We start from the raw sequence: 20,555 nt of genomic DNA, 5'->3' as shown, positions 1-20,555 counted from the left end.
GCCCTTTAGTTTCGCCCAATTCGGCGTGCACTGCCAGCGCGCGGCGGTCAAGCGGCCGCGCAGGGCCCGATCAGGGCGGGGACAGGCCGGCACTGGTGCGAAAGGGGGGACTCGAACCCCCACGCCTTGCGGCACTGGAACCTAAATCCAGGGCGTCTACCAATTCCGCCACTTTCGCGTGGCCGGCACAGGCATTCATTGTCGCAGGCGGGGCTGCAAAGCGGAAGGCGTGACAAAGCTGAACACGCCGGTTTCAGGGGCCAGGCGCGGCCGTGGTGGGTGCCGGGGCCGGCATCGCCGCAGTCAGGCGTTCGGCCAGCGCGCGGTAGATCGGCACGTGGCAGACCCACGACGAGGCCACCCGCGCCAGCAGCACCGCCGCCAGGATCGGCAGCAGCATGTCGCTGGTATCGGTCAGTTCCAGCGAAATGACCGCCGAGGTGAGCGGCGCCTGGGTCACCCCGGTCAGGTAGGCGCACATGCCCAGCACCACCACCGCGGCCGGGTCCACGCCCGGCAGCAGCACGGCCAGGTTGTGGCCGATTCCCGCGCCCACGGCCAGCGCCGGCGAGAACAGCCCGCCGGGAATACCGGCCACATACGACACCAGGTTGGCGGCAAACTTCATCACCCCGAAGCTGTGCCCCACCCCGCCACCGCCCTGCACCAGTTCGCGGGCCTGCTCGTAGCCGGTACCGAACGCGCCCAGCCCGAACACCAGACCGAGCACGGCCAGGGCCAGCCCACAGGCGCCGGCGAACAGCACGGGGTGCGCACTGCGGCTGCGCCCGAGCCAGCGCGGCCTACCATCCACCGCCGCCAGCACCAATCGGCTGAAGAACCCACCGGCCAGGCCACCCACCAGCCCACACAGCAGCACCGCCAGCCAGCCCATGCCCAGCGGCAGCGTGGCGCTGACCCGGCCGAAATAGGTGTAGTTGCCGAGCAGGCCCAACGACACCACGCCAGCCACGATGACTGCGGTCAGCAGGGTGCCGGAGAAGCGGTGTTCGAAGCGGCCGGACAGCTCTTCAATGGCGAACACCACGCCCGCCAAGGGGGTGTTGAAGGCAGCGGCGATACCGGCGGCGCCACCGGCCAGCAGGAAGTGGGTCGCCTGGCGTGGATCGCGGAAGCCGAACGCGCGGCCGATCATGTACATCAGGCTGGCGCCGATGTGCACGGTCGGGCCTTCGCGCCCGACCGATGCACCACCCAGCAGGGCCAGCACGGTCAGGCCAAGCTTGCCCAGCGACACCGGCAGGGACAGGTTCTGCTTGCGGAAGGCACGGTCGGGCGTGTCCAGCGCGGCGATCACCTGTGGGATGCCACTGCCCCGGGTCGGCCGCAGAATGCCCTGGGTCAGCCAGGCCAGCAGGGCGAACAGCGCCGGGGTCAGCAGCAGCGGCCACCACGGCGAGGCGTCGTGCACGCGGCGGAACACCGAGAACGCCGCGTCGCTGGCCTTGGCGAAGACAATCGCGGCCAGCGCCACGGCCACCGCGCCACCCCACAGGGCCAGGCGCTCCAGCCATTGCTGGCGCGAACCCAGCCAGCGCGGGCGGGAATGGGAGGTATCGGGATCCATGCCGATATTTTCCCACCCCCACTGCGCAGGCACTGTGCAGGGCTTGGCCGTCCCCCTTGCCAGGGTCAGGGCGCGGGATCGACCGGCTGGGCGGGCTGGGCATCGTCGCCCGCCGCAGCCGCCTCGGCTTCGTCCAGGGTGCGGAGTTGCATCGCCTGCCCATCGGCCGAACGCTGCACGGCGATACCTGCGGGGGCGGACAGCTGCCCTTCGGCGGGATCCAGCGGCTGCGCGGGCTGGAACGCACTGCCCTCCGGGCGTTCGACAGTGTGCGCGGGATCGGGCGCTGCCACGGCGGCCTCCGCCTGCGTCGGAGGGTCAACTGCGACACATCCCGCAGTGGCGATCGCGACAAGCATTGCCACGGCGACGGCATGACGATTGATCGGGGCCATCAAAACATTCCTGGAAGATGCGCACGGCGGCGCGGAATCTTCATTGGGAAGCACTCGCCCAGGGCGCGCTGGGATGCAGCGCACATCCTGCAGAACATCGCTGACGCATGTGGCACGGATGCGACCTTGAGGCGCCGCGCCCCTGTCGCGAATAGCGCAGAAAAGAAAAAAGCCACCTGGCGGACCAGGTGGCTTTCGTCTTGGTGGGCTGTCAAGGATTCGAACCTTGGACCTATTGATTAAGAGTCAACTGCTCTACCAACTGAGCTAACAGCCCGAAATCGGGGCGCGAATTATGACCCGATCCGCGAGGGCGTTGCAAGCACTTTCTTCAACAGCGTTGAAACAAGTACTGCAACCGGCGATCCATCGCGGGGGTTACATCTGAAGAAAAAAGCCACCTGGCGAACCAGGTGGCTTCCGTCTTGGTGGGCTGTCAAGGATTCGAACCTTGGACCTATTGATTAAGAGTCAACTGCTCTACCAACTGAGCTAACAGCCCGTGAAACTCAGACGCACATTGTAACGTGCATTCTGTTTATTGCAATACCGTGTCGGCGCTGCCGATGCGGTTGAATCAGTGGGGTGGCTGAGGGGATTCGAACCCCCGACCACCGGAATCACAATCCGGTACTCTAACCAACTGAGCTACAGCCACCACTGAAACTTTCGCTGCACCGCCGATGCTGCTGGCGCTGAAGCTTGAAACGTTGCCCGGGGCCGTGACCGAAGTTCCGATCCGCCGAAGCGAGTCCGACATTCTGGTGCAGCCGCCGCGCTTTTGCAAGCACTTCTTCACATCGGGCCGGCGATACCCTGGACTGTCGCGCCAATGGCGCGCCCGACAGGAATCGAACCTGTAACCGCCGGCTTAGAAGGCCGGTGCTCTATCCAGTTGAGCTACGGGCGCCCGAACCGGAACGGCGTCCAATCCGACATGGCGTGGGATTGGTCGGGGTAGAGGGATTCGAACCCCCGACATCCTGCTCCCAAAGCAGGCGCGCTACCAGACTGCGCTATACCCCGGTGATGCTTCCCCACCAGGCACAGGCCCGGCGAGCTGGCCATTGTGGCCAAGCGCGGCGCAGCCTGTCAACGCGGCCGGCAGGAACTGGGGCGCCCCGGCGCGACCACCACAGCAGCGTAAGCAGCCATCGGCTATGCTCGCAGCCAGCGGCCGGATGGCCGTATCGATCCCTTTTCGCACGGAGACTTCGCATGCGCAGCGGCAACCCGGCTCTTTCCGAGTCGACCTTCCTGGACCTGGCCAGCGGCTCGGTGGTCACCCACCCCGACCAGGCCATGACCCTCAATGGCACCGTCAACAAGACCGGCATCCTGCTGCTGTTGACCGTGCTGACCGCTGCCTTTGCCTGGAACCAGACCGTGGACGACTACGGCCAGGTGATGGCCGGGGCGAAGCTGTACGCCATGGGCGGCGCGATCGGCGGCCTGGTGCTGGCGCTGATCACCGTGTTCAAGAAGGAATGGTCGCCGGTGACCGCGCCGCTGTACGCGCTGGTGGAAGGCCTGTTCCTGGGTGCCATTTCCGCGGTGTTCGAGCTGCGCTTCCCGGGCATCGTGTTCCAGGCCGTGCTGCTCACCTTCGGTACCCTGTTCGCCCTGTTGATGGCCTACCGCAGCGGCCTGATCAAGGCGACCGAGAACTTCAAGCTTGGTGTGGTCGCGGCCACCGGCGGCATCGCCCTGCTTTACCTGGCCTCCTTCGTGCTGGGCTTCTTCAACATCAACGTACCGGTGATCCATGACGCCAGCTGGCTGGGCATTGCCTTCAGCCTGTTCGTAGTGGTGGTGGCCGCACTGAACCTGGTGCTGGATTTCGACTTCATCGAAAGCGGCGTGGCCCAGCGTGCACCGAAGTACATGGAGTGGTATGGCGCATTCGGCCTGATGGTGACCCTGGTCTGGCTGTACGTCGAATTCCTGCGCCTGCTGTCGAAGATCCAGCAGCGCTGATCGCAGACACTGCCGTAAACGACAAACCGCGATCCGCAAGGGTCGCGGTTTTTTTCATCTGGAACCCCACGCCATGCAGAACACGTCCCTCCCCCGCTTCCACAGCTACCGCCCGGCCGAAGGCCATGGCCTGCCGCACGATCCGTTCAACGCCATCATCGGTCCGCGCCCGATCGGCTGGATCTCCAGCTGCAACGCCGAGGGCGCGCTGAACCTGGCGCCCTACAGCTTCTTCAACGCGTTCAACTACATCCCGCCGATCATCGGCTTCTCCAGCCAGGGCCGCAAGGATTCGCTGCACAACATCGAGGCCACCGGCGAGTTCGTCTGGAACCTCGCCACGTTCGAGCTGGCCGAGGCGATGAACGAGAGCTGCCGCGCGGTGCCGCCGGAGGTGGACGAGTTCGCCCTGGCCGGGCTGACCCCGCTGGCGTCCGCCCAGGTGCGCCCGCCGCGCGTCGCGCAGAGCCCGGTCAGCATGGAGTGCCGCTGCACGCAGATCGTGCGCCTGCGCGATGCCGCCGGGCAGGACACCAACGGCTGGCTGGTGCTGGGCGAAGTAGTGGCCGTGCATATCGACCAGCGACTGCTGGTGGATGGCATCTACGACACCGCGGCTGGCGATCCCATCCTGCGCGGTGGCGGCCCGGCCGACTACTTCCGGGTCAGTGCCGAACAACGCTTCCGCATGTTCCGCCCGGCCTGAGCATCAGCCACTGCGCCACGCCGCATAGTGCGTGGCCAGATGGTCGATCAGCGCCCGCACCTTGGGCGCCAGCGCACGTGCGTGCGGATACAGCGCGAAGTAGCAGCGCTGGCCGCCATGCCAGGCCGGCAGCACGCGCACCAGGCGACCGGCACGCAGGTCCTCCTGAACGGTCAATGCGGTGAACAGACTGATGCCCATGCCCGCCAGCACCGCCGCATACAGGGCCGGCGTGGCATCCACGCGCAGGCGCTGGCCGGCGTCGATCGTGGCGGTCGCGGCACGCGGGCCGTGCAAGTGCCACGGCGCACTGGCAGCGGTGGGGCTGAAGCCCAGCAGCGCATGCTGCTGCAGATCCGCCACCTGCCGCGGCAAGCCATGCCGGGCCAGATACGCCGGTGCCGCCACCAGGATGCGTGGGCAACGGGCCAGCTCGCGCGCTACCAGCTGGCTGTCCGGCAGCGATGGCGCAATGCGCAGCGCGAGATCGAAACCGCCGCCCACGATGTCGACCAGTTGATCGTCGGCCGACAGATCGAGCGAGACCTGCGGGTAGCGGGCGAGGAAAGCCGGCAGCCAATGCGGCAGTTCCTGGCTGGCCACCACCTGGGGCACGCTGATGCGCAGGCGCCCACTGGGCTGCGCCTGGCCGGCGCGGGCGCGGTCGTCGGCCGCTTCCAGGCGATCCAGCAGGCCGACTGCTTCGCCGTAGTACTCGCGGCCTGCCTCGGTGAGCGACAGGCGGCGGCTGTTGCGGTCGAGCAGGCGCACCTGCAGGTGCTCTTCCAGTTGCCGTAGTTGCCGCGACATTGCCGAATGGGTGGTGCCCTGGCGCTCGGCGGCGGCGCTGAAACTGCCTGCTTCGACGATGGCGCGCAGCGCGCGCAGGGCGGCGAAGTGATCCATCGAAGACAGCTCCCGGAAGCGGAGCCCGCGATCTGCGGGCCCCGCCAGCTTATCAAGCGCCGTCGCCAGCCTTGCGCACCGGCAGTGCCAGAACCGCATCGGTGCTCAGCACCTGGCCGAAGGCATCTTCGATCTGCGCCAACGATGCCTCGTGCAGCGCGCGGTGACCGATACGCTGGCCACCAACCAGGTCCAGGTCGCGGCTGGCGGTGGCATCGCTGGCCACGAGCACGCGGTAGCCGCGCGGGGCGGCGGCGGCGTCACGGGCAGCACCGACCACGCAGGCGTGGGTCTGCAGGCCGGTCACGATCAGGGTGTCGATGCCGGCATCCTTCAGCGCCTGGTCCAGCACGGCGGCCGAGGCACCGGCGAACACGCTCACGTTGTCCTTCTGCACCACGGTGTCGCCCGGGCGCGGCTGCAGGTCACGGTGGAACGCGGCGTAGACGCTGCCCTGTGCGAACAGGGGGGCAGCGGCCGGCAACACGTGCTGCACGTGGATGACGCGGATGCCATTGGCATCGGCGAAATCGACCACGCGCTTGGCCTGGCGCAGCGCCGCCTTGCCATCGGGAATGACCATGCGCCCGCCGCTGAAGCCCGGCGCGGCACTGGCATCGAAGTATTCGTTCTGGAAGTCGATGACCAGCACCGCGGTTTTCGCTGCATCCAGTGCAGTGACCGAAGGCGCACCGGCCATGTGGCGGATGGTGGGATGGGAAGGCTCGGCCGCAGCGACGGGGGTGGTGGCGGCGATGCCGATCAGGCTGGCCAGGCCAAACGCGGAAAGGTTCATGGGGCAGCTCGTGTGCATGGGAAAGTCGGCACAGGATGCGCAGCCGACAGCGCACGGACCAGCCGTGTTCCGGCACATGATCTGTGCGGGAAACGCACAGATGGGCGTTCCGCCATCCACGCGTGCGTGGATCCACCCGCAAACGCAACGGGGCGCCCGAAGGCGCCCCGCTGGGTATCCAACCGCGATCGACCGTCCGCTTACAGGCGGGTGGCGATGGCCTTGGCGAAGCCCATGGTGGTGCCGGTGCCGCCCAGGTCGCCGGTCAGCGAATCCTTGGCTTCCATGGTGGCCACGATGGCCTTGCGCAGGCGCTCGGCGTTTTCCGGCTGGCCGATATGGTCCAGCATCTGTGCGGCCGCCAGCAGCAGCGCGCACGGGTTGGCCTTGCCCTGGCCGGCGATGTCCGGCGCGGTGCCGTGCACGGCTTCGAAGATCGCCGCGTCCTTGCCGATGTTGGCACCGGGGGCCAGGCCCAGGCCGCCGACCAGACCGGCGCAGAGGTCGGAGATGATGTCGCCGAACAGGTTGGTGGTGACGATCACATCGAACTGTTCCGGACGCATCACCAACTGCATGCAGCAGTTGTCGACGATCATTTCCTGGAACTCGATATCCGGGTACTGCGCGGCCACTTCACGGGCGACGTTCAGGAACAGGCCCGAGGTCGACTTGATGATGTTGGCCTTGTGCACGGCGGTGACCTTCTTGCGGCCGACGCTGCGGGCCAGCTCGAAGGCGTAGCGCACGATGCGCTCGGAGCCCTTGCGGGTGATGCGGGTGCCCGAGAACGCAGTCTCACCATCGGCCGAGACTTCCTGACCTTCAGCCAGGTACGCGCCTTCGGTGTTCTCACGCACGGTGATCAGGTCGACGTTGTCGAAACGCGACTTGGTGTTCGGGAAGGTGTGGGCCGGACGTACGTTGGCGTACAGGTCGAAATGGCGGCGCAGGCTGACGTTGATCGAGGTGAAGCCACCACCGACCGGGGTGGTCAGCGGGCTCTTCAGCGCCACCTTGTTGCGCGCGATCGATTCCAGGGTCACCGCCGGCATCAGGTCGCCGTGCTTTTCCAGGGCCACCAGGCCGGCGTCGGCGTCTTCGTATTCCAGGCCAGCGTTCAGCTGGTCCAGCACGTACAGGGTGGCGTCCATGATTTCCGGGCCGATGCCGTCGCCGCGGATGACCGTAATTTTCTGCGTCATTGATCGATGTTCCGAACAGGGGGAAGTACGCCGTCCGGACGTGCCCGGAAACGCCGGCGCAAAGGAAGTTTCACCCGCAATTATGCCTTAGCCGGGGGCGGCTACCCAAGTAGACGATGGTCCCGGCCCGGGCCAAGACATAATTGCCCGCGCATTCCTCCTCTACCCCCGCCTGTCGGCGCGCCCCTTCAACAAGAAGGGGCTCCTCGGCTGAGAGATAGCGGGAAAGACCCTTGGCGCGTCCGGTCGCGCCGGGCCGCGCATCATGACCCGGCGAGCGCCATCGAGACGAACGCATCGCCATGCGCGGGAAGCCTGCCGCCGGGCCGTGGACAGGATTCATGCCCGGCGGCTGTTCGTTCAGCTGCGCGCCGGGATTGGCCCGGCGTTGTCTCAGTGCTCGTGCGCTTCGGGGGCGGCGGCGCCGCCTTCGAGCTGGTCGAGGAAATCGACGGCGCGGCGCAGGTGCGGAATGACGATCGAACCGCCCACCACCAGGCCCACCGAGAAGGTCTCGAAGAACTCTTCGCGGGTCACCCCCGCTTCCTTGCACTGGGCAACGTGGTAGCTGATGCAGTCATCGCAGCGCAGCACCATCGAGGCCACCAGGCCCAGCAGTTCCTTGGTCTTCACATCCAGCGCGCCGGCCTGGTAGGTCTGCGTGTCCAGCGCGAAGAAGCGGCGCACGACCTGGTTGGGTTCACCCAGGATGCGCTCGTTCATGCGCTTGCGGAATGCGGTGAACTCGGCGATCCGGTCCTTGCTGCCCTCGTCGGCGGCGCTCATGCCTGGCCCTGCCCGGCCAGCAGCGGCTCAAGCTTGCCTTCACGGTGCAGGGCCATCATGTCGTCATAGCCTCCCACGTGGACTTCACCCACGAAGATCTGCGGCACGCTGGTACGGCGGGTCAGGGCCATCATCTTCTCTCGCTCGGCCGGGTCCAGGTCGATGCGGACCTCGGTCCACTGCTGGCCCTTGCTCTTGAGGAAGTTCTTGGCGGCCACGCAGTACGGGCAGACGGCGGTGGAATAGATGGTGATGGCGGGGCTGGCGCCGGTGGGCTGGGCTGTCACGGGAAACTCCACGATGGATCGACGGTCTGTATATGGTACCGGTGCGCTGGAATTTCCACGCCACCACCGCAACACTGTGGATTAACGAAGGGTTGCCCCCTGCCCTGCCACGCTGTGCCCGCCCTGCCCCGAGGATGTCCCGCTTGCGAGCCCTGCTGCTGACCACCGCCGTTACCCTGGCCCTGGCCATGCCGCCGGCCCGCGCCCAGGAAAAGCTGCCCGACATCGGCTCGTCGGCCGGCGAGCTGCTGACCCCGGCCCGCCAGGCCGAGTACGGCGCCATGATGCTGCGCGAGCTGCGCAACTACGGTTACCTGCTGGACGACCCCCTGGTGAACGACTGGCTGCAGACCATGGGCACCCGGCTGGGCTCCAACAGCGACCAGCCCCGCCAGTCCTACACCTTCTTCATGATGAAGGACCGGCAGATCAACGCCTTCGCCACCCTGGGCGGCTATATCGGGGTCAACGCAGGCCTGGTGCTGACCGCCGAGCGCGAAGATGAAGTGGCCGCGGTGCTGTCCCATGAAATCGCCCACGTCACCCAGCAGCACGTGCTGCGCGGGGTGGAACGGGCCCAGCGCGACCAGATTCCGATCCTGCTGGGCATGCTGGCGGCGGTGGTGGCCGCCCAGGCCAGCGGCGGCAATTCGTCCGGCGACGCCACCATGGCCGCGATCAGTTCCGGCATGGGGCTGATGCAGCAGCGGCAGATCAACTACACCCGCTCCAACGAATCCGAAGCCGACCGCCTGGGCATCCGCACCCTGTCGCGCAGCGGTTACGACGTAGACGCGATGGCCGGCTTCTTCGAGCGCATGTCCGCGGCCATGCGCGGCAACGACGGCGGCTACAGCATTCCCGACTTCCTGCGCACCCACCCGGTCAACACCACGCGCATCAGCGAAGCCAAGGCGCGCGCCGAGCAGATGAAGAAGGACACGGTGGTGCTGACCACCACCACCCCCGGCGGTGAGCGCAAGGAGCGGGTCAACCCGGCCGACCCCAGCCTGTCCGAGCCGCTGTTGCGCGGCAACAACCCATTGTTGCCCGGCAGCGTGCTGCGCCTGCCGATCGGCCAGCTCAACCGCGGCCCCAGCGGCGATTTCGACTGGGCCCGCGAGCGCCTGCGCGTGCTCAGTGGCGACAACAGCGGCGAGGTGGACCGCGAGTACGCCGATCTGGCCAAGCGGCAGAAGAACGGGCTGACCGATGCGCAGCGCTATGGCCAGGCCCTGGCCGGCATGCGCGGCGGCCGCAGCGGTGCGGCGCAGTCGCGCCAGGCACTGGCCGCCCTGGTCCAGACCCATCCGGACAACCTGTGGCTGGCACTGGCCCTGGCCGAAGCCGAATCGCGCTCGGGCCAGCCCGCCCAGGCCAACGCACGCTTCGAACAGCTGCTGCGCCAGCACCCCAACAGCCGACCGGTGGCGCTGACCTATGCCGAGATCCTGAACGAACAGGGCGGCCGCGAGGCCGGCCAGCGCGCCCAGACCATGCTGCGCCCGCTGCTGTCGCAAAGTGGTAACGATCCGGTCTTCCAGCAGCGTTACGCCCGTGCCAGCGAACTGGCCGGGGACAGCGTGCGCGCAAGCGAAGCCTATGCCGAGGCCGCCTTCCTGGGAGGCCGCCCGGAACAGGCGCTGATGCAGCTGCAGGCGCTGAAGCGCAATCCGGAGCTGGACTACGTGGGCCGCGCCCGCGTGGATGCGCGCATCGAGGCGATCACCCCCACCGTGCTGGAGCTGCGCCGCCAGGGCGTGCAGGACCCGGAGCTGGACCGCCGTTGAAGCGCGGATGACCGGTGTGTGGCAGCAGGAGATTTATCCGGCCGGGTCGTCACAAACATGTCATCAAACCGTAGTCTACTGGCACCACTCCAGTAACCGAGCCCTACGGTGTCCTCGTGCAGAAACGCATCCTGATCGTCGATGACGAGCCCGCGATCCGAGAAATGGTCGCCTTCGCCCTGCGCAAGGGCGATTACGAGCCGGTGCACGCGGGCGATGCCCGTGAAGCCCAGACCGCCATCGCCGACCGCGTGCCGGACCTGATCCTGCTGGACTGGATGCTGCCGGGCACCAGCGGCCTGGATCTGGCCCGTCGCTGGCGCAAGGAAACGCTGACCCGCGAAGTGCCGATCATCATGCTGACCGCACGCGGCGAAGAGAATGATCGCGTGGGCGGCCTGGAAGCCGGCGTGGACGACTACGTGGTCAAGCCCTTCTCCGCGCGCGAACTGCTGGCGCGCATCCGCGCGGTCATGCGCCGCGCCCGCGATGACGACGAGGACGGCAGCGTGTCGGTCGGCCCGATCCGCATCGACGGCGCCGCCCACCGCGTGTTCGCCAACGACCAGCCGGTGCCGATCGGCCCGACCGAATACCGCCTGCTGCACTTCTTCATGACCCACCCCGAACGCGTGTACACCCGCGCGCAGCTGCTGGACCATGTGTGGGGCGGCAGCGTGTACGTGGAGGAGCGCACCATCGACGTGCACATCCGCCGCCTGCGCAAGACGCTGGAACCGTTCAACGCCGAGAACATGGTGCAGACCGTGCGCGGCGCCGGTTACCGCTTCTCCACCGCGACCTGAGCCTCGTCGTGCCGGCACCGCGCACCTGCCGGTGCCGGTGTCGGCAACTCTGCTATAACCCTCGGTTCACCGCGTGAACCGCCGCCTCCAACGACGAGACCGCAATGCCCCGCCACATCCGCTCCGCCTGGTTGAAGACGCTGGCCTCCGTGGCAGCGGTGTTGGTGCTGGCCGGCGTGGTCGGGTGGTTCAGTGGGCATCTGTGGCTGTGCATCGCGCTGGCCGCGCTGGCCACGCTGACCTGGCACTACTGGCGCCTGCGCAGCGTGCTGCGCCGGCTGACCGCACGCCAGCGCTGGGAAACCGCCGAGGAAGGCTCCGGCGTGTGGAACGAACTGGACCGTCTGCTGTACCGCAACCAGGTGGAAATGCGCGTGCGCAAGCGCCGCCTGCTGGACATGCTGCGCAGCTACCGTGCCGCCGCCGCCGCGCTGCCCGATGCGGTGGTGGTGCTGGACCGCAACAGCCAGCGCGTGCAGTGGTTCAACGAAGCGGCCACCGCCCTGCTCGGCCTGCACCACCCCGGCGATCTGGGCGAAGCGCTGGTGGACCGCCTGCAACCGATGCCGCTGGCCCACTGGCTGGCCGGCGGGCGCAATGCCGAACCGATCCTGGACGTGCCCTCGCCGGTCGACCCGGCCATCCGCCTGAACCTGCGGCTGATTCCCTACTCGCAGGACTACTGGCTGCTGATCGCGCGCGATGTCAGCAAGCTGCTGCGGCTGGAACAGGTGCGCCGCGATTTCGTCGCCAACGTGTCGCACGAACTGCGCACGCCGCTGACCGTGGTGCATGGCTACCTGGACATGATGGACCCGGAGGATTTCCCCGGCACCGGCCCGATGCTGGAAGAAATGCGCAAGCAGAGCCAGCGCATGGCCCAGCTGGTGGAAGACCTGCTGACCCTGTCGCGGCTGGAATCGCAGGAACACAGCGAGGAAGAGACCGTGGCCATGCAGCCGATGCTGGCCACCCTGCGCCGCGAAGCGGAGGCACACAGCCAGGGCCGCCACCAGATCAACGTGGACGACCTGGCCGGGGTGGACCTGCAGGGCTCGACCAAGGAGCTGCACAGCGCCTTCTCCAACCTGGTGACCAACGCCGTGCGCTACACCCCGGCCGGTGGCCGCATCGACGTGCAGTTCCGCCGCGAAGGCGACGGCGTGGTGCTGGCCGTGCGCGATACCGGTTACGGCATTCCGGCCAGCCACCTGCCGCGCCTGACCGAACGGTTCTACCGGGTGTCCAGCAGCCGCTCGCGCGAGAGCGGCGGCACCGGCCTGGGTCTGTCCATCGTCAAGCACATCCTCGGCCTGCACCACGCCCGGCTGGAGATCGACAGCGAAGTCGGCAAGGGCTCGGTGTTTGCCTGCCATTTCGATGCCGACCACGTACGAACGCGCGACACCGCCCCCCTGACTTCCATCGAAGAATGACGCCATGAGCAGCCTCGGATCCCTCCCCCTCCCCGTGAGCCCGGACAGCGATCCGTTGCGCGACCCGGCGCTGTACATCAACCGCGAGCTGTCGCAGCTGGATTTCAACTTCCGCGTGCTGGCCCAGGCCATGGACACGCAGGTGCCGCTGCTGGAGCGCCTGCGCTTCATGTGCATTTCCTGCACCAACCTGGATGAGTTCTTCGAGATCCGTGCCGCGGCCGTGCGCCACGCGCAGGAATTCGGCCTGCCGCCGGCCCCCGATGGCATGAGCCCTCAGACCATCCTCAATGCCATCCACGAGCGCGCCGCCGAACTGGTGGACCAGCAGTACCGCTGCTGGAACGAGACCCTGCGCCCGGCGCTGATGGAAGCGGGCATCGGCGTACTTGGCCGCCATTCCTGGAGCGACCGCCAGCGCCGCTGGCTGCGCGCGTACTTCCGCAACGAGATCATGCCGGTGCTGTCGCCGCTGGGCCTGGACCCGGCGCATCCGTTCCCGAAGATCCTCAACAAGTCGCTGAACATCGTGGTGGTGCTGAAGGGCACCGACGCGTTCGGCCGCGCCGGCCACCTGGCCATCGTGCGCGCACCGCGCTCGCTGCCGCGCATCATCCAGCTGCCGGAAAAGCTGGGGGGCCCGCAGAACTTCGTGTTCCTGTCCTCGGTCCTGTCCACCTTCGTGGATGAACTGTTCCCGGGCATGGAAGTCCAGGGTGCCTACCAGTTCCGCGTCACCCGCAATTCGGAACTGGTGGTGGACGAGGAAGAAGTGGAGAACCTGGCGCTGGCCCTGCGCGATGAGCTGGTGGACCGCGGCTACCGGCCGGCGGTGCGGCTGGAGATCGCCCATGACATGCCGCGCGAGATCGTGCGCACCCTGCTGCAGAACTTCGGCCTGACCGAGAACGCGGTGTACCGCATCGACGGTCCGGTGAACCTCAACCGCATCATCCAGCTGTATGACCTGATCGCGCAGCCGGACCTGAAGTACCCGCCGATGACACCGCGCACGCTGCGCGACAGCGACGGCATCTTCGACACCGTGGCCCGCCAGGACCTGTTGCTGCACCACCCCTTCGATGCGTTCAGCGCAGTGCTGGACCTGATCAAGCAGGCCGCGATCGACCCGAACGTGCTGGCGATCAAGCAGACTCTCTACCGCACCGGCAAGGACTCGCAGATCGTGGAGGCGCTGATCCAGGCCGCCCGCAACGGCAAGGACGTGACCGTGGTGGTGGAACTGCGCGCGCGCTTCGACGAAGAGGCCAACCTGGGCCTGGCCGACCGCCTGCAGGAAGCCGGCGTGCAGGTGGTGTACGGCGTGGTGGGCTACAAGACCCACGCCAAGATGCTGCTGATCGTGCGCCGCGAGGGCCGCAAGCTGCGTCGCTACGTACACCTGGGCACCGGCAATTACCACAGCGGTACCGCCCGCGCGTACACCGACATCAGCCTGATCACTGCAGACGCGGACATCGGCAACGATGTGCACCTGCTGTTCCAGCAGCTGTCGGGGCTGGCCTCGAAGATGAAGCTCAAGCGCCTGCTGCAGTCGCCCTTCACCCTGCACACCGGCATCCTGGCCAGGATCGAGCGCGAAACCCGCGTCGCCGCGGCCGGTCGCCCGGCGCGCATCATCGCCAAGATGAACGCATTGAACGAACCGCAGGTGGTGCGCGCGCTGTACGCCGCCTCGCAGGCCGGGGTGCAGATCGACCTGATCATCCGCGGCGCCTGCACGTTGCGCCCGGGCGTGCCGGGGGTGTCGGACAACATCCGCGTGCGCTCCATCGTCGGCCGTTTCCTGGAACACAGCCGGGTGTACTGGTTCGGCAATGACGGCGCACCGGAAATGTACTGCGCCAGCGCCGACTGGCTGGAACGCAACCTGCTGCGCCGGGTCGAAACCGGCTTCCCGATCCTGGACCCGGAACTGGCCAAGCGGGTCTACCGCGAAGTGCTGCAGAACTACCTGGACGACAACCTCAACGCGTGGCAGCTGGATGCCGAGGGCGTGTACCACAAGCGCGCCCCGGCCCACGACGAAGCACCGCATTCGGCGCAGATGGCGCTGATGCAGGGGCTGTGAACCGGTAGGTGCCGACCTTGGTCGGCACAACGCGCTCCATGCAGAACACTGGGGTCAGAGCCCGTTGCGCAGCAACGGGATCCGACCCCGTGTCGTCCGGACAGCCGGTAGGTGCCGACCTTGGTCGGCACGTTGCAGCCCATCCACGCATGGCGTGGATCTACCGTGTCGACCAAGGTCGACACCTACCCACAGCAGCACAGGACGGCGTCCCCCCAGAACACCGGAGTCAGAGCCCGTTGCGCAGCATCGGGATCCGACCCCGCGCCGTCCGGACAGCCGCAACGTGTCGACCAAGGTCGACACCTACCCACAGCAGCACAGGACGGCGCCCACCCCGTGCCGTCCGGACAGCCGGTAGGTGCCGACCTTGGTCGGCACGTTGGAGCCCATCCACGCATGGCGTGGATCTACCGTGTCGACCAAGGTCGACACCTACCCACAGCAGCACAGGACGGCGCCCACCCCGCGCCGTCCGGACAGCCGGTAGGTGCCGACCTTGGTCGGCACGTTGGAGCCCATCCACGCATGGCGTGGATCTACCGTGTCGACCAAGGTCGACACCTACCCACAGCAGCACAGGACGGCGCCCCCATAACACCGGGGTCAGAGCCCGTTGCGCAGCAACGGGATCCGACCCCACCTGGCCCGACAGTTCACAGGAAACTGTCGAAGGCGGGGTGGGTCCGGTTGCGGGGGTGTCCGCGGCATGGATGCCGCGGCCAAGCCTACAAGGACGTACTTGCGGCGTCCCCCGCAACCGGACCCACCCCGCCATCCCACGGAATGCACGCTTTTGACGTTGACGTTGACGTTGACGTTGACGTTGCATTGAGCAGGTGCAGGGCGCAGCCCTGCCGCACGCCCCCTACAAAATGTGAAGGCCGCGCGGTGACGAGCACACCGCCCCTTCGGCTAACATTCGCCCATGCCGCATACCACCACGACTCCGCCCGCATTGCAGGATGGCGACCTGCTGGCCGCTATCGACCTTGGCTCCAACAGCTTCCACATGGTCATCGCGCGCTACACGCTCGGCCAGCTGCGGGTGATCGACCGCCTGCGCGAAACCGTGCGCATGGCCGATGGCCTGGATGGCAAGGGCGGCCTGTCCGCCGCCGCACGCCAGCGCGCGCTGGAATGCCTGGCCCGCTTCGGCCAGCGCATCCGCAACGTTCCCCCGCACCGGGTGCGCGCCCTGGCCACCAACACCGTGCGCCAGCTGCGCTCGCCGCAGGCCTTCCTGATGCCGGCCGAAACCGCGCTGGGGCATGCCATCGAAGTGGTGAGCGGGCGCGAAGAAGCCCGCCTGATCTACCTGGGCGTGGCCCATGCACAGCCGCCCAAGGCCGACCAGCGGCGCCTGGTGATCGACATCGGCGGCGGTTCCACCGAATTCATCATCGGCCAGGGCATGCAGACCCTGGAACGCGAGAGCCTGCAGGCCGGCTGCATCGCCAGCACCCGCCGCTTCTTCCCCGGCGGCAAGCTCAGCCGCAAGCGCTGGAAGGATGCGCTGGCCGAGATCGGCCGCGAGTTCCAGCCCTTCGCCAGCAAGTACCGCGTGCTGGGCTGGCACGAAGCGCTGGGCTCATCGGGCACGCACAAGGCGATCAGCGAGATCTGCGCCAGCATGAAGCTGAGCAAGGGCGCGATCACCGCCGAAGCCCTGCCGCAGCTGCGCGATGAGCTGCTGAAGGCCAAGAAGATCGACGACATCGAGCTGCCCGGCCTGTCCAGCGACCGCCGGCCGATCATCGCCGGCGGCATCCTGGTGCTGGAAGCCGCCTTCCAGGCGCTGGGCCTGCAGAAGCTGCTGGTCAGCAAGGCGGCCATGCGCGAGGGCATCCTGTACGACATCCTCGGCCGCGCCGGCGAGAACGATCCGCGCGATGAATCGGTGGCCGCGCTCACCCAGCGCTATGGCATCGATACCGCCCAGGCCGACCGCGTGCAGGACACCGCGCTGGGCCTGCTGGAACAGGTACAGGAACGCTGGAAGCTGGATGCCGATGATGCGCGCATGCTCGGCTGGGCCGCGCGCCTGCACGAGCTGGGCCTGATGATCGCCCACAGCGGCTACCACGTGCATGGCAGCTACGTGCTGGAAAACTCCGACATTGCCGGTTTCTCACGCCAGGAGCAGCAGATGCTGGCCGCCCTGGTGCGCAGCCACCGGCGCAGCGTCGGCAAGTCCGCGTTCGATGCCCTGCCCGAACGCCTGCTGCTGACCGCACGGCGCCTGACCGCGCTGCTGCGCCTGGCGGTGCTGCTGAACCGCGCCCACGAAGACGTGCCGCCGCCGGCGCTGGAACTGACCGCCGACGACAGCCGGCTGTCGCTGATCGTCCCACAGGCCTTCATCGATGCGCGCCCGCTGCTGCGCGCGGACCTGATCGGCGAGACCGAAGGCCTGGCTGGCCTGGGCCTGCAGTTCCGCCCGTTCGTGGTCTGAACGGCGCCCCGGCGGGCAGCCCTGCCCCTCCCGCAGCACCCCGACAACGGCCCCTCAGTGGGCCGTTGTTCGTTGCGTTTTGCGCAGTTCACTAGCTGAATGCGGATTCAGGTTTCTGATTCGAGCCTGACCCGTGACTTTCGTCATGACGCTAAGCCCTTGCTTTTGTTCAAATTGCGTGAACTGAACGCGAAAAACTGCGACACAATTTGCAACACCCTCTTTACAGGGGGTTAACGAACGAGAATAAATCGAAGTCACCGGCTCAGTCCCAACAGGCGAATCCGGCTTTCGCAGGCCCTTTTGGCCTGCATCTGCAGACTCAACGAGAGAGAGAGACTCGATGACTTCACGCTCCACCGTGCTGGGCCAGGCGATCCGCCATGCCCTGATCGTCGGCACCGCGACCATCGCGCTGCCTGCCCTGGCCCAGGACGGCGCCCCCACCACCCTCGACCGCATCGAGATCACCGGTTCGCGCATCCGCCAGGTTGACGTGGAAAACGCCAACCCAGTGCTGGCGATCTCGCGCAAGGACATCGAACGCCAGGGCTTCAGCTCGGTGGCCGACATCCTGCAGAACGTCACCGCCATGGGCAGCCCGGCGATCAGCCGCGCCAACGTGCTCAGCGCCGGTGAAAACGCGGGCGGCACCTACATCGACATGCGCAACCTGGGCGCGCAGCGCACCCTGGTGCTGGTGAACGGCAAGCGCCTGGGCATCAGCACCTCCGGTTACCAGGACGTGTCGAGCCTGCCGGTGTCGGCGGTGGAGCGTATTGAAGTGCTGAAGGACGGTGCCTCGGCCATCTACGGTTCGGACGCCATGGCCGGCGTGGTCAACATCATCACCCGCCACAACGCCACCGGCGTGACCGCCAACGTCTACCACGGCCAGTACAGCCAGGGCGACGGCGCCCGCGACCGCTTCGACGTGGTGGCCGGCTGGGCCAACGACCGCGGCTCGATCACCCTGTCGGCCGAGCATTCGGAAGAGAAGGCGGTGTGGGCCAAGGACCGCGATTTCAGCGCCTTCGGCAATACCTCGCGCCACCCGACCGAAGCGTGGACCACGGTCAGCCAGTGGGGCCAGATCACCGGCCTGAAGGGTCCGGGCTGCGCCACCGCAACCTGCAGCTACTCGCTGAACCGCGGCGCCGACCCGCTGAACCCGGCCAACTACCACATCACCAATGCCAATGCACCGGATGGCGATGTCAGCAACACCAACGAACAGATGCACCTGAACTATCCGCTGAAGCGTGATTCGGTGTTCGTCGATGGTCGCCTGAACATCACCGACAACGTGCACTTCAGCACCCAGCTGGGCTACAACAAGCGCGAATCGAGCCGCCAGATCGCCGGCTACCCGCTGCAGTCGTCCACCGCCGGCATCGGTTCGATGTCCATCGACAGCTACTTCAACCCGTTCGGCCGCAAGAACGGCTACGCCACCCCGACCGCCGTGGCCTGGAACCACCGCACCTGGGAAGTGCCGCGCGTCAGCGACAGTGAGCTGAAGACCTACCGCGCCGTGGCCGCCTTCGATGGCACCTTCAACATTGGCGAGCGCTACTTCGATTGGGAAGTGGGCTACCAGTACAACAAGAACGAACTGCGCCAGCACGCCACCGGCAACCTGCACAAGGAACGGGTGAAGAACGCGGTCGGCCCGTCGTACTTCAACCCCGCCACCGGCAAGGTGGAGTGCGGCAGCGCCGCCGCACCGATCGCCAACTGCATGGTCTGGAACCCGCTGGTCGCTGCCGGCGTGGTGAACCCGTACGGCCTGACCGGCAACCAGGCCCTGATCGACTACCTGATGCCGGCTGAGGATTCCTCCGGCAAGACCGTGGGCAAGAACTTCTTCGCCACCATCGCCGGCAGCATCCTGACCCTGCCGGGCGGCGACCTGGGCTTCGCCTTCGGTGTTGAACACCGCAAGGAAACCGGTGAATTCATTCCCGATGCGCTGGCCCAGACCGGTGCCACCACCAACCTGGCCGCGGGCCCGACCGGTGGCGGCTACAAGGTGAAGGAAGCCTACCTGGAATTGAACGCGCCGATCCTGGCCGGTCTGCCGGGCGCGCAGGAGCTGACCCTGAACGCGGCCACCCGCTTCTCGGATTACGACACCTTCGGCAATACGCTCAACAGCAAGTTCGGCTTCAAGTGGCGCCCGATCGAACAGTTGATGGTGCGCGGCACCTGGGCTGAAGGCTTCCGCGCCCCGACCATCAACGACCTGTACGGCGGCGGTTCGGAAACCTTCACCACCGGTTACGCCGATCCCTGCGACACCGTCTACGGTCCGTCGCGCACCAGCGCCGCCGTGCGCGCCCGCTGCGCCCGCGACATCGCCAACGCTGACACCTACCGTCAGCTGAAGCAGGGCAACGTGCCGATCACCAGCAGCACCGACCAGACCCCGGTGCCGTTCACCAACGGCTCCAACCCGCTGCTGCAGCCGGAAACCTCCAAGAGCAAGACCCTGGGTCTGGTCTGGAGCCCGAGCTTCATCCAGAACTTCAACGTGTCGCTGGACTGGTGGAAGATCCGCATCGACAACACCATCGTTGCCGACAGCCCGAACCAGATCCTGATCGACTGCTACGAGCAGGGCATCGATTCGCGTTGCGCGCAGTTCACCCGTGATCCGGTGCTGGGCATCGTCAACAAGCTGACCTACGGCAACCGTAACGCCGGTTTCCTGGAAACCGAAGGTTACGACATGGAACTGACCCACCGTCTGGACACCGACGCGCTGGGCAGCTTCAGCACCCAGTGGTCGACCACCTACGTCAGCTCGAACATCTTCCGTTCCACCAACGACACCACCGTGGTGCCGACCCCGGTCAACGGCATTTCCACCAATGCCACCAGCGGCTTCCGCGTGCGCTCCAACCTGACCGTGGGTTGGGACAAGGGTGACTTCGGTGTCAGCTGGACCGCCCGCTACTACTCCGGCGTGAAGGAGCAGTGCCTGAGCGTGGTCGCGCATCCGGATGAGTGCTCCGATCCGGGCGTGCGTGCACCGTGGTACTCCGGCGCGCGCAACTACAACGAGCGCGGTTCGGTCACCTTCCACGACGTGCAGTTCCGCTACAACCTGCCGTGGGATGCCACCGTGTCGGTGGGTGCCAACAACGTGTTCGAGAAGTACGGCCCGAACATGTACACCAAGCCGAACTCGGTGTTCTCCTACTACGGTGGCTACGACATCGGTCGCTTCGTCTACCTGAAGTACCAGCAGCGCTTCTGATCCACCGCGCTGCCGTCATGACCTGACACGACCACGGCCCTTCGGGGCCGTGGTTTTTTCTGCGTGCA

At 66.9% G+C, this 20,555-nt stretch carries 16 protein-coding genes and 6 tRNA genes; 9 read left to right on the top strand and 13 right to left on the bottom strand.

Features of this window, described 5'->3' with window-relative positions; translation table 11 throughout:
* Window positions 1-93: 93 nt before the first annotated feature.
* The 6 genes from C1922_RS04740 to C1922_RS04715 all read right to left on the bottom strand — a co-directional run bounded on the left by C1922_RS04740 (window position 94) and on the right by C1922_RS04715 (window position 2,641).
* Window positions 94-178, bottom strand: a tRNA-Leu gene (locus tag C1922_RS04740).
* A 75-nt stretch (window positions 179-253) separates the two neighbouring features.
* Entirely contained in the window at window positions 254-1,588 is a 1,335-nt protein-coding gene (locus tag C1922_RS04735) for a chloride channel protein (protein ID WP_108748711.1), read from the bottom strand.
* A gap of 65 nt (window positions 1,589-1,653) precedes the next feature.
* Complete coding sequence (locus tag C1922_RS04730) at window positions 1,654-1,983, bottom strand: hypothetical protein (RefSeq protein ID WP_108748710.1); 330 nt, start codon at window positions 1,981-1,983, stop codon at window positions 1,654-1,656.
* 201 nt (window positions 1,984-2,184) lie between these two features.
* Window positions 2,185-2,260, bottom strand: a tRNA-Lys gene (locus tag C1922_RS04725).
* Between the two features lie 149 nt (window positions 2,261-2,409).
* A tRNA-Lys gene (locus tag C1922_RS04720) sits at window positions 2,410-2,485 on the bottom strand.
* 79 nt (window positions 2,486-2,564) lie between these two features.
* Window positions 2,565-2,641: transfer RNA gene (locus C1922_RS04715), tRNA-His, on the bottom strand.
* A 25-nt stretch (window positions 2,642-2,666) separates the two neighbouring features.
* On the opposite strand from C1922_RS04715, the gene C1922_RS04710 reads away from it, so the two are divergent.
* Window positions 2,667-2,846 (top strand): hypothetical protein, encoded by a 180-nt coding sequence (locus tag C1922_RS04710; RefSeq protein ID WP_108748709.1) that lies wholly within the window; start codon window positions 2,667-2,669, stop codon window positions 2,844-2,846.
* Here C1922_RS04710 and C1922_RS04705 read toward each other — a convergent pair.
* Window positions 2,817-2,893 (bottom strand) — tRNA-Arg (locus C1922_RS04705). The two genes, C1922_RS04710 and C1922_RS04705, sit on opposite strands and share 30 nt — an antisense overlap.
* Before the next feature lie 39 nt (window positions 2,894-2,932).
* A tRNA-Pro gene (locus tag C1922_RS04700) sits at window positions 2,933-3,009 on the bottom strand.
* A 192-nt stretch (window positions 3,010-3,201) separates the two neighbouring features.
* Here C1922_RS04700 and C1922_RS04695 point away from each other — a divergent pair.
* Both C1922_RS04695 and C1922_RS04690 read left to right on the top strand, forming a co-directional pair.
* Window positions 3,202-3,960 (top strand): Bax inhibitor-1/YccA family protein, encoded by a 759-nt coding sequence (locus C1922_RS04695; RefSeq protein WP_108752312.1) that lies wholly within the window; start codon window positions 3,202-3,204, stop codon window positions 3,958-3,960.
* Between the two features lie 73 nt (window positions 3,961-4,033).
* Window positions 4,034-4,666, top strand: coding sequence for a flavin reductase family protein (locus C1922_RS04690; RefSeq protein WP_108748707.1), 633 nt, complete (start codon window positions 4,034-4,036; stop codon window positions 4,664-4,666).
* 3 nt (window positions 4,667-4,669) lie between these two features.
* Here the strand turns inward: C1922_RS04690 and C1922_RS04685 are convergent, their stop codons facing one another.
* The 5 genes from C1922_RS04685 to grxC all read right to left on the bottom strand — a co-directional run bounded on the left by C1922_RS04685 (window position 4,670) and on the right by grxC (window position 8,646).
* The gene (locus C1922_RS04685) at window positions 4,670-5,572 is read right to left on the bottom strand and encodes a LysR family transcriptional regulator (protein WP_108748706.1); all 903 of its coding nucleotides are present in this window, start codon (window positions 5,570-5,572) and stop codon (window positions 4,670-4,672) included.
* Between the two features lie 52 nt (window positions 5,573-5,624).
* Complete coding sequence (locus tag C1922_RS04680; RefSeq protein WP_108748705.1) at window positions 5,625-6,368, bottom strand: cysteine hydrolase; 744 nt, start codon at window positions 6,366-6,368, stop codon at window positions 5,625-5,627.
* A 200-nt stretch (window positions 6,369-6,568) separates the two neighbouring features.
* Window positions 6,569-7,573, bottom strand: a complete 1,005-nt coding sequence (locus C1922_RS04675; RefSeq protein WP_108748704.1) for an isocitrate dehydrogenase — start codon at window positions 7,571-7,573, stop codon at window positions 6,569-6,571.
* Between the two features lie 393 nt (window positions 7,574-7,966).
* On the bottom strand, window positions 7,967-8,359 hold the full coding sequence (locus C1922_RS04670) for a carboxymuconolactone decarboxylase family protein (protein WP_108748703.1): 393 nt from the start codon (window positions 8,357-8,359) through the stop codon (window positions 7,967-7,969).
* Window positions 8,356-8,646, bottom strand: a complete 291-nt coding sequence (grxC, locus tag C1922_RS04665; protein WP_108748702.1) for a glutaredoxin 3 — start codon at window positions 8,644-8,646, stop codon at window positions 8,356-8,358. The genes C1922_RS04670 and grxC overlap by 4 nt, the downstream gene beginning before the upstream one ends.
* A 134-nt stretch (window positions 8,647-8,780) precedes the next feature.
* On the opposite strand from grxC, the gene C1922_RS04660 reads away from it, so the two are divergent.
* The 6 genes from C1922_RS04660 (at window position 8,781) to C1922_RS04635 (ending at window position 20,487) form a co-directional block, all read left to right on the top strand.
* Window positions 8,781-10,436: a M48 family metalloprotease gene (locus C1922_RS04660; protein ID WP_199912226.1), complete on the top strand. Its 1,656-nt coding sequence runs from the start codon at window positions 8,781-8,783 to the stop codon at window positions 10,434-10,436.
* Window positions 10,437-10,552: 116 nt separating this feature from the next.
* A complete protein-coding gene (phoB, locus tag C1922_RS04655; protein ID WP_108748700.1) occupies window positions 10,553-11,242 on the top strand; it encodes a phosphate regulon transcriptional regulator PhoB in 690 nt (229 codons plus the stop codon).
* Window positions 11,243-11,346: 104 nt separating this feature from the next.
* Window positions 11,347-12,678 (top strand): phosphate regulon sensor histidine kinase PhoR, encoded by a 1,332-nt coding sequence (phoR, locus tag C1922_RS04650; protein ID WP_108748699.1) that lies wholly within the window; start codon window positions 11,347-11,349, stop codon window positions 12,676-12,678.
* A 4-nt stretch (window positions 12,679-12,682) separates the two neighbouring features.
* Window positions 12,683-14,770, top strand: coding sequence for a polyphosphate kinase 1 (gene ppk1, locus C1922_RS04645; protein WP_108748698.1), 2,088 nt, complete (start codon window positions 12,683-12,685; stop codon window positions 14,768-14,770).
* A 928-nt stretch (window positions 14,771-15,698) separates the two neighbouring features.
* Complete coding sequence (ppx, locus tag C1922_RS04640; protein ID WP_108748697.1) at window positions 15,699-17,225, top strand: exopolyphosphatase; 1,527 nt, start codon at window positions 15,699-15,701, stop codon at window positions 17,223-17,225.
* Window positions 17,226-17,568: 343 nt separating this feature from the next.
* Entirely contained in the window at window positions 17,569-20,487 is a 2,919-nt protein-coding gene (locus C1922_RS04635) for a TonB-dependent receptor (RefSeq protein ID WP_108748696.1), read from the top strand.
* Window positions 20,488-20,555: the final 68 nt, after the last annotated feature.

Source organism: Stenotrophomonas sp. ZAC14D2_NAIMI4_7 (assembly GCF_003086675.1).
Lineage (GTDB): Bacteria > Pseudomonadota > Gammaproteobacteria > Xanthomonadales > Xanthomonadaceae > Stenotrophomonas.
Note: the sequence above shows the minus strand (reverse complement) of the source record. Positions and strands in the feature narration are given on the sequence as shown.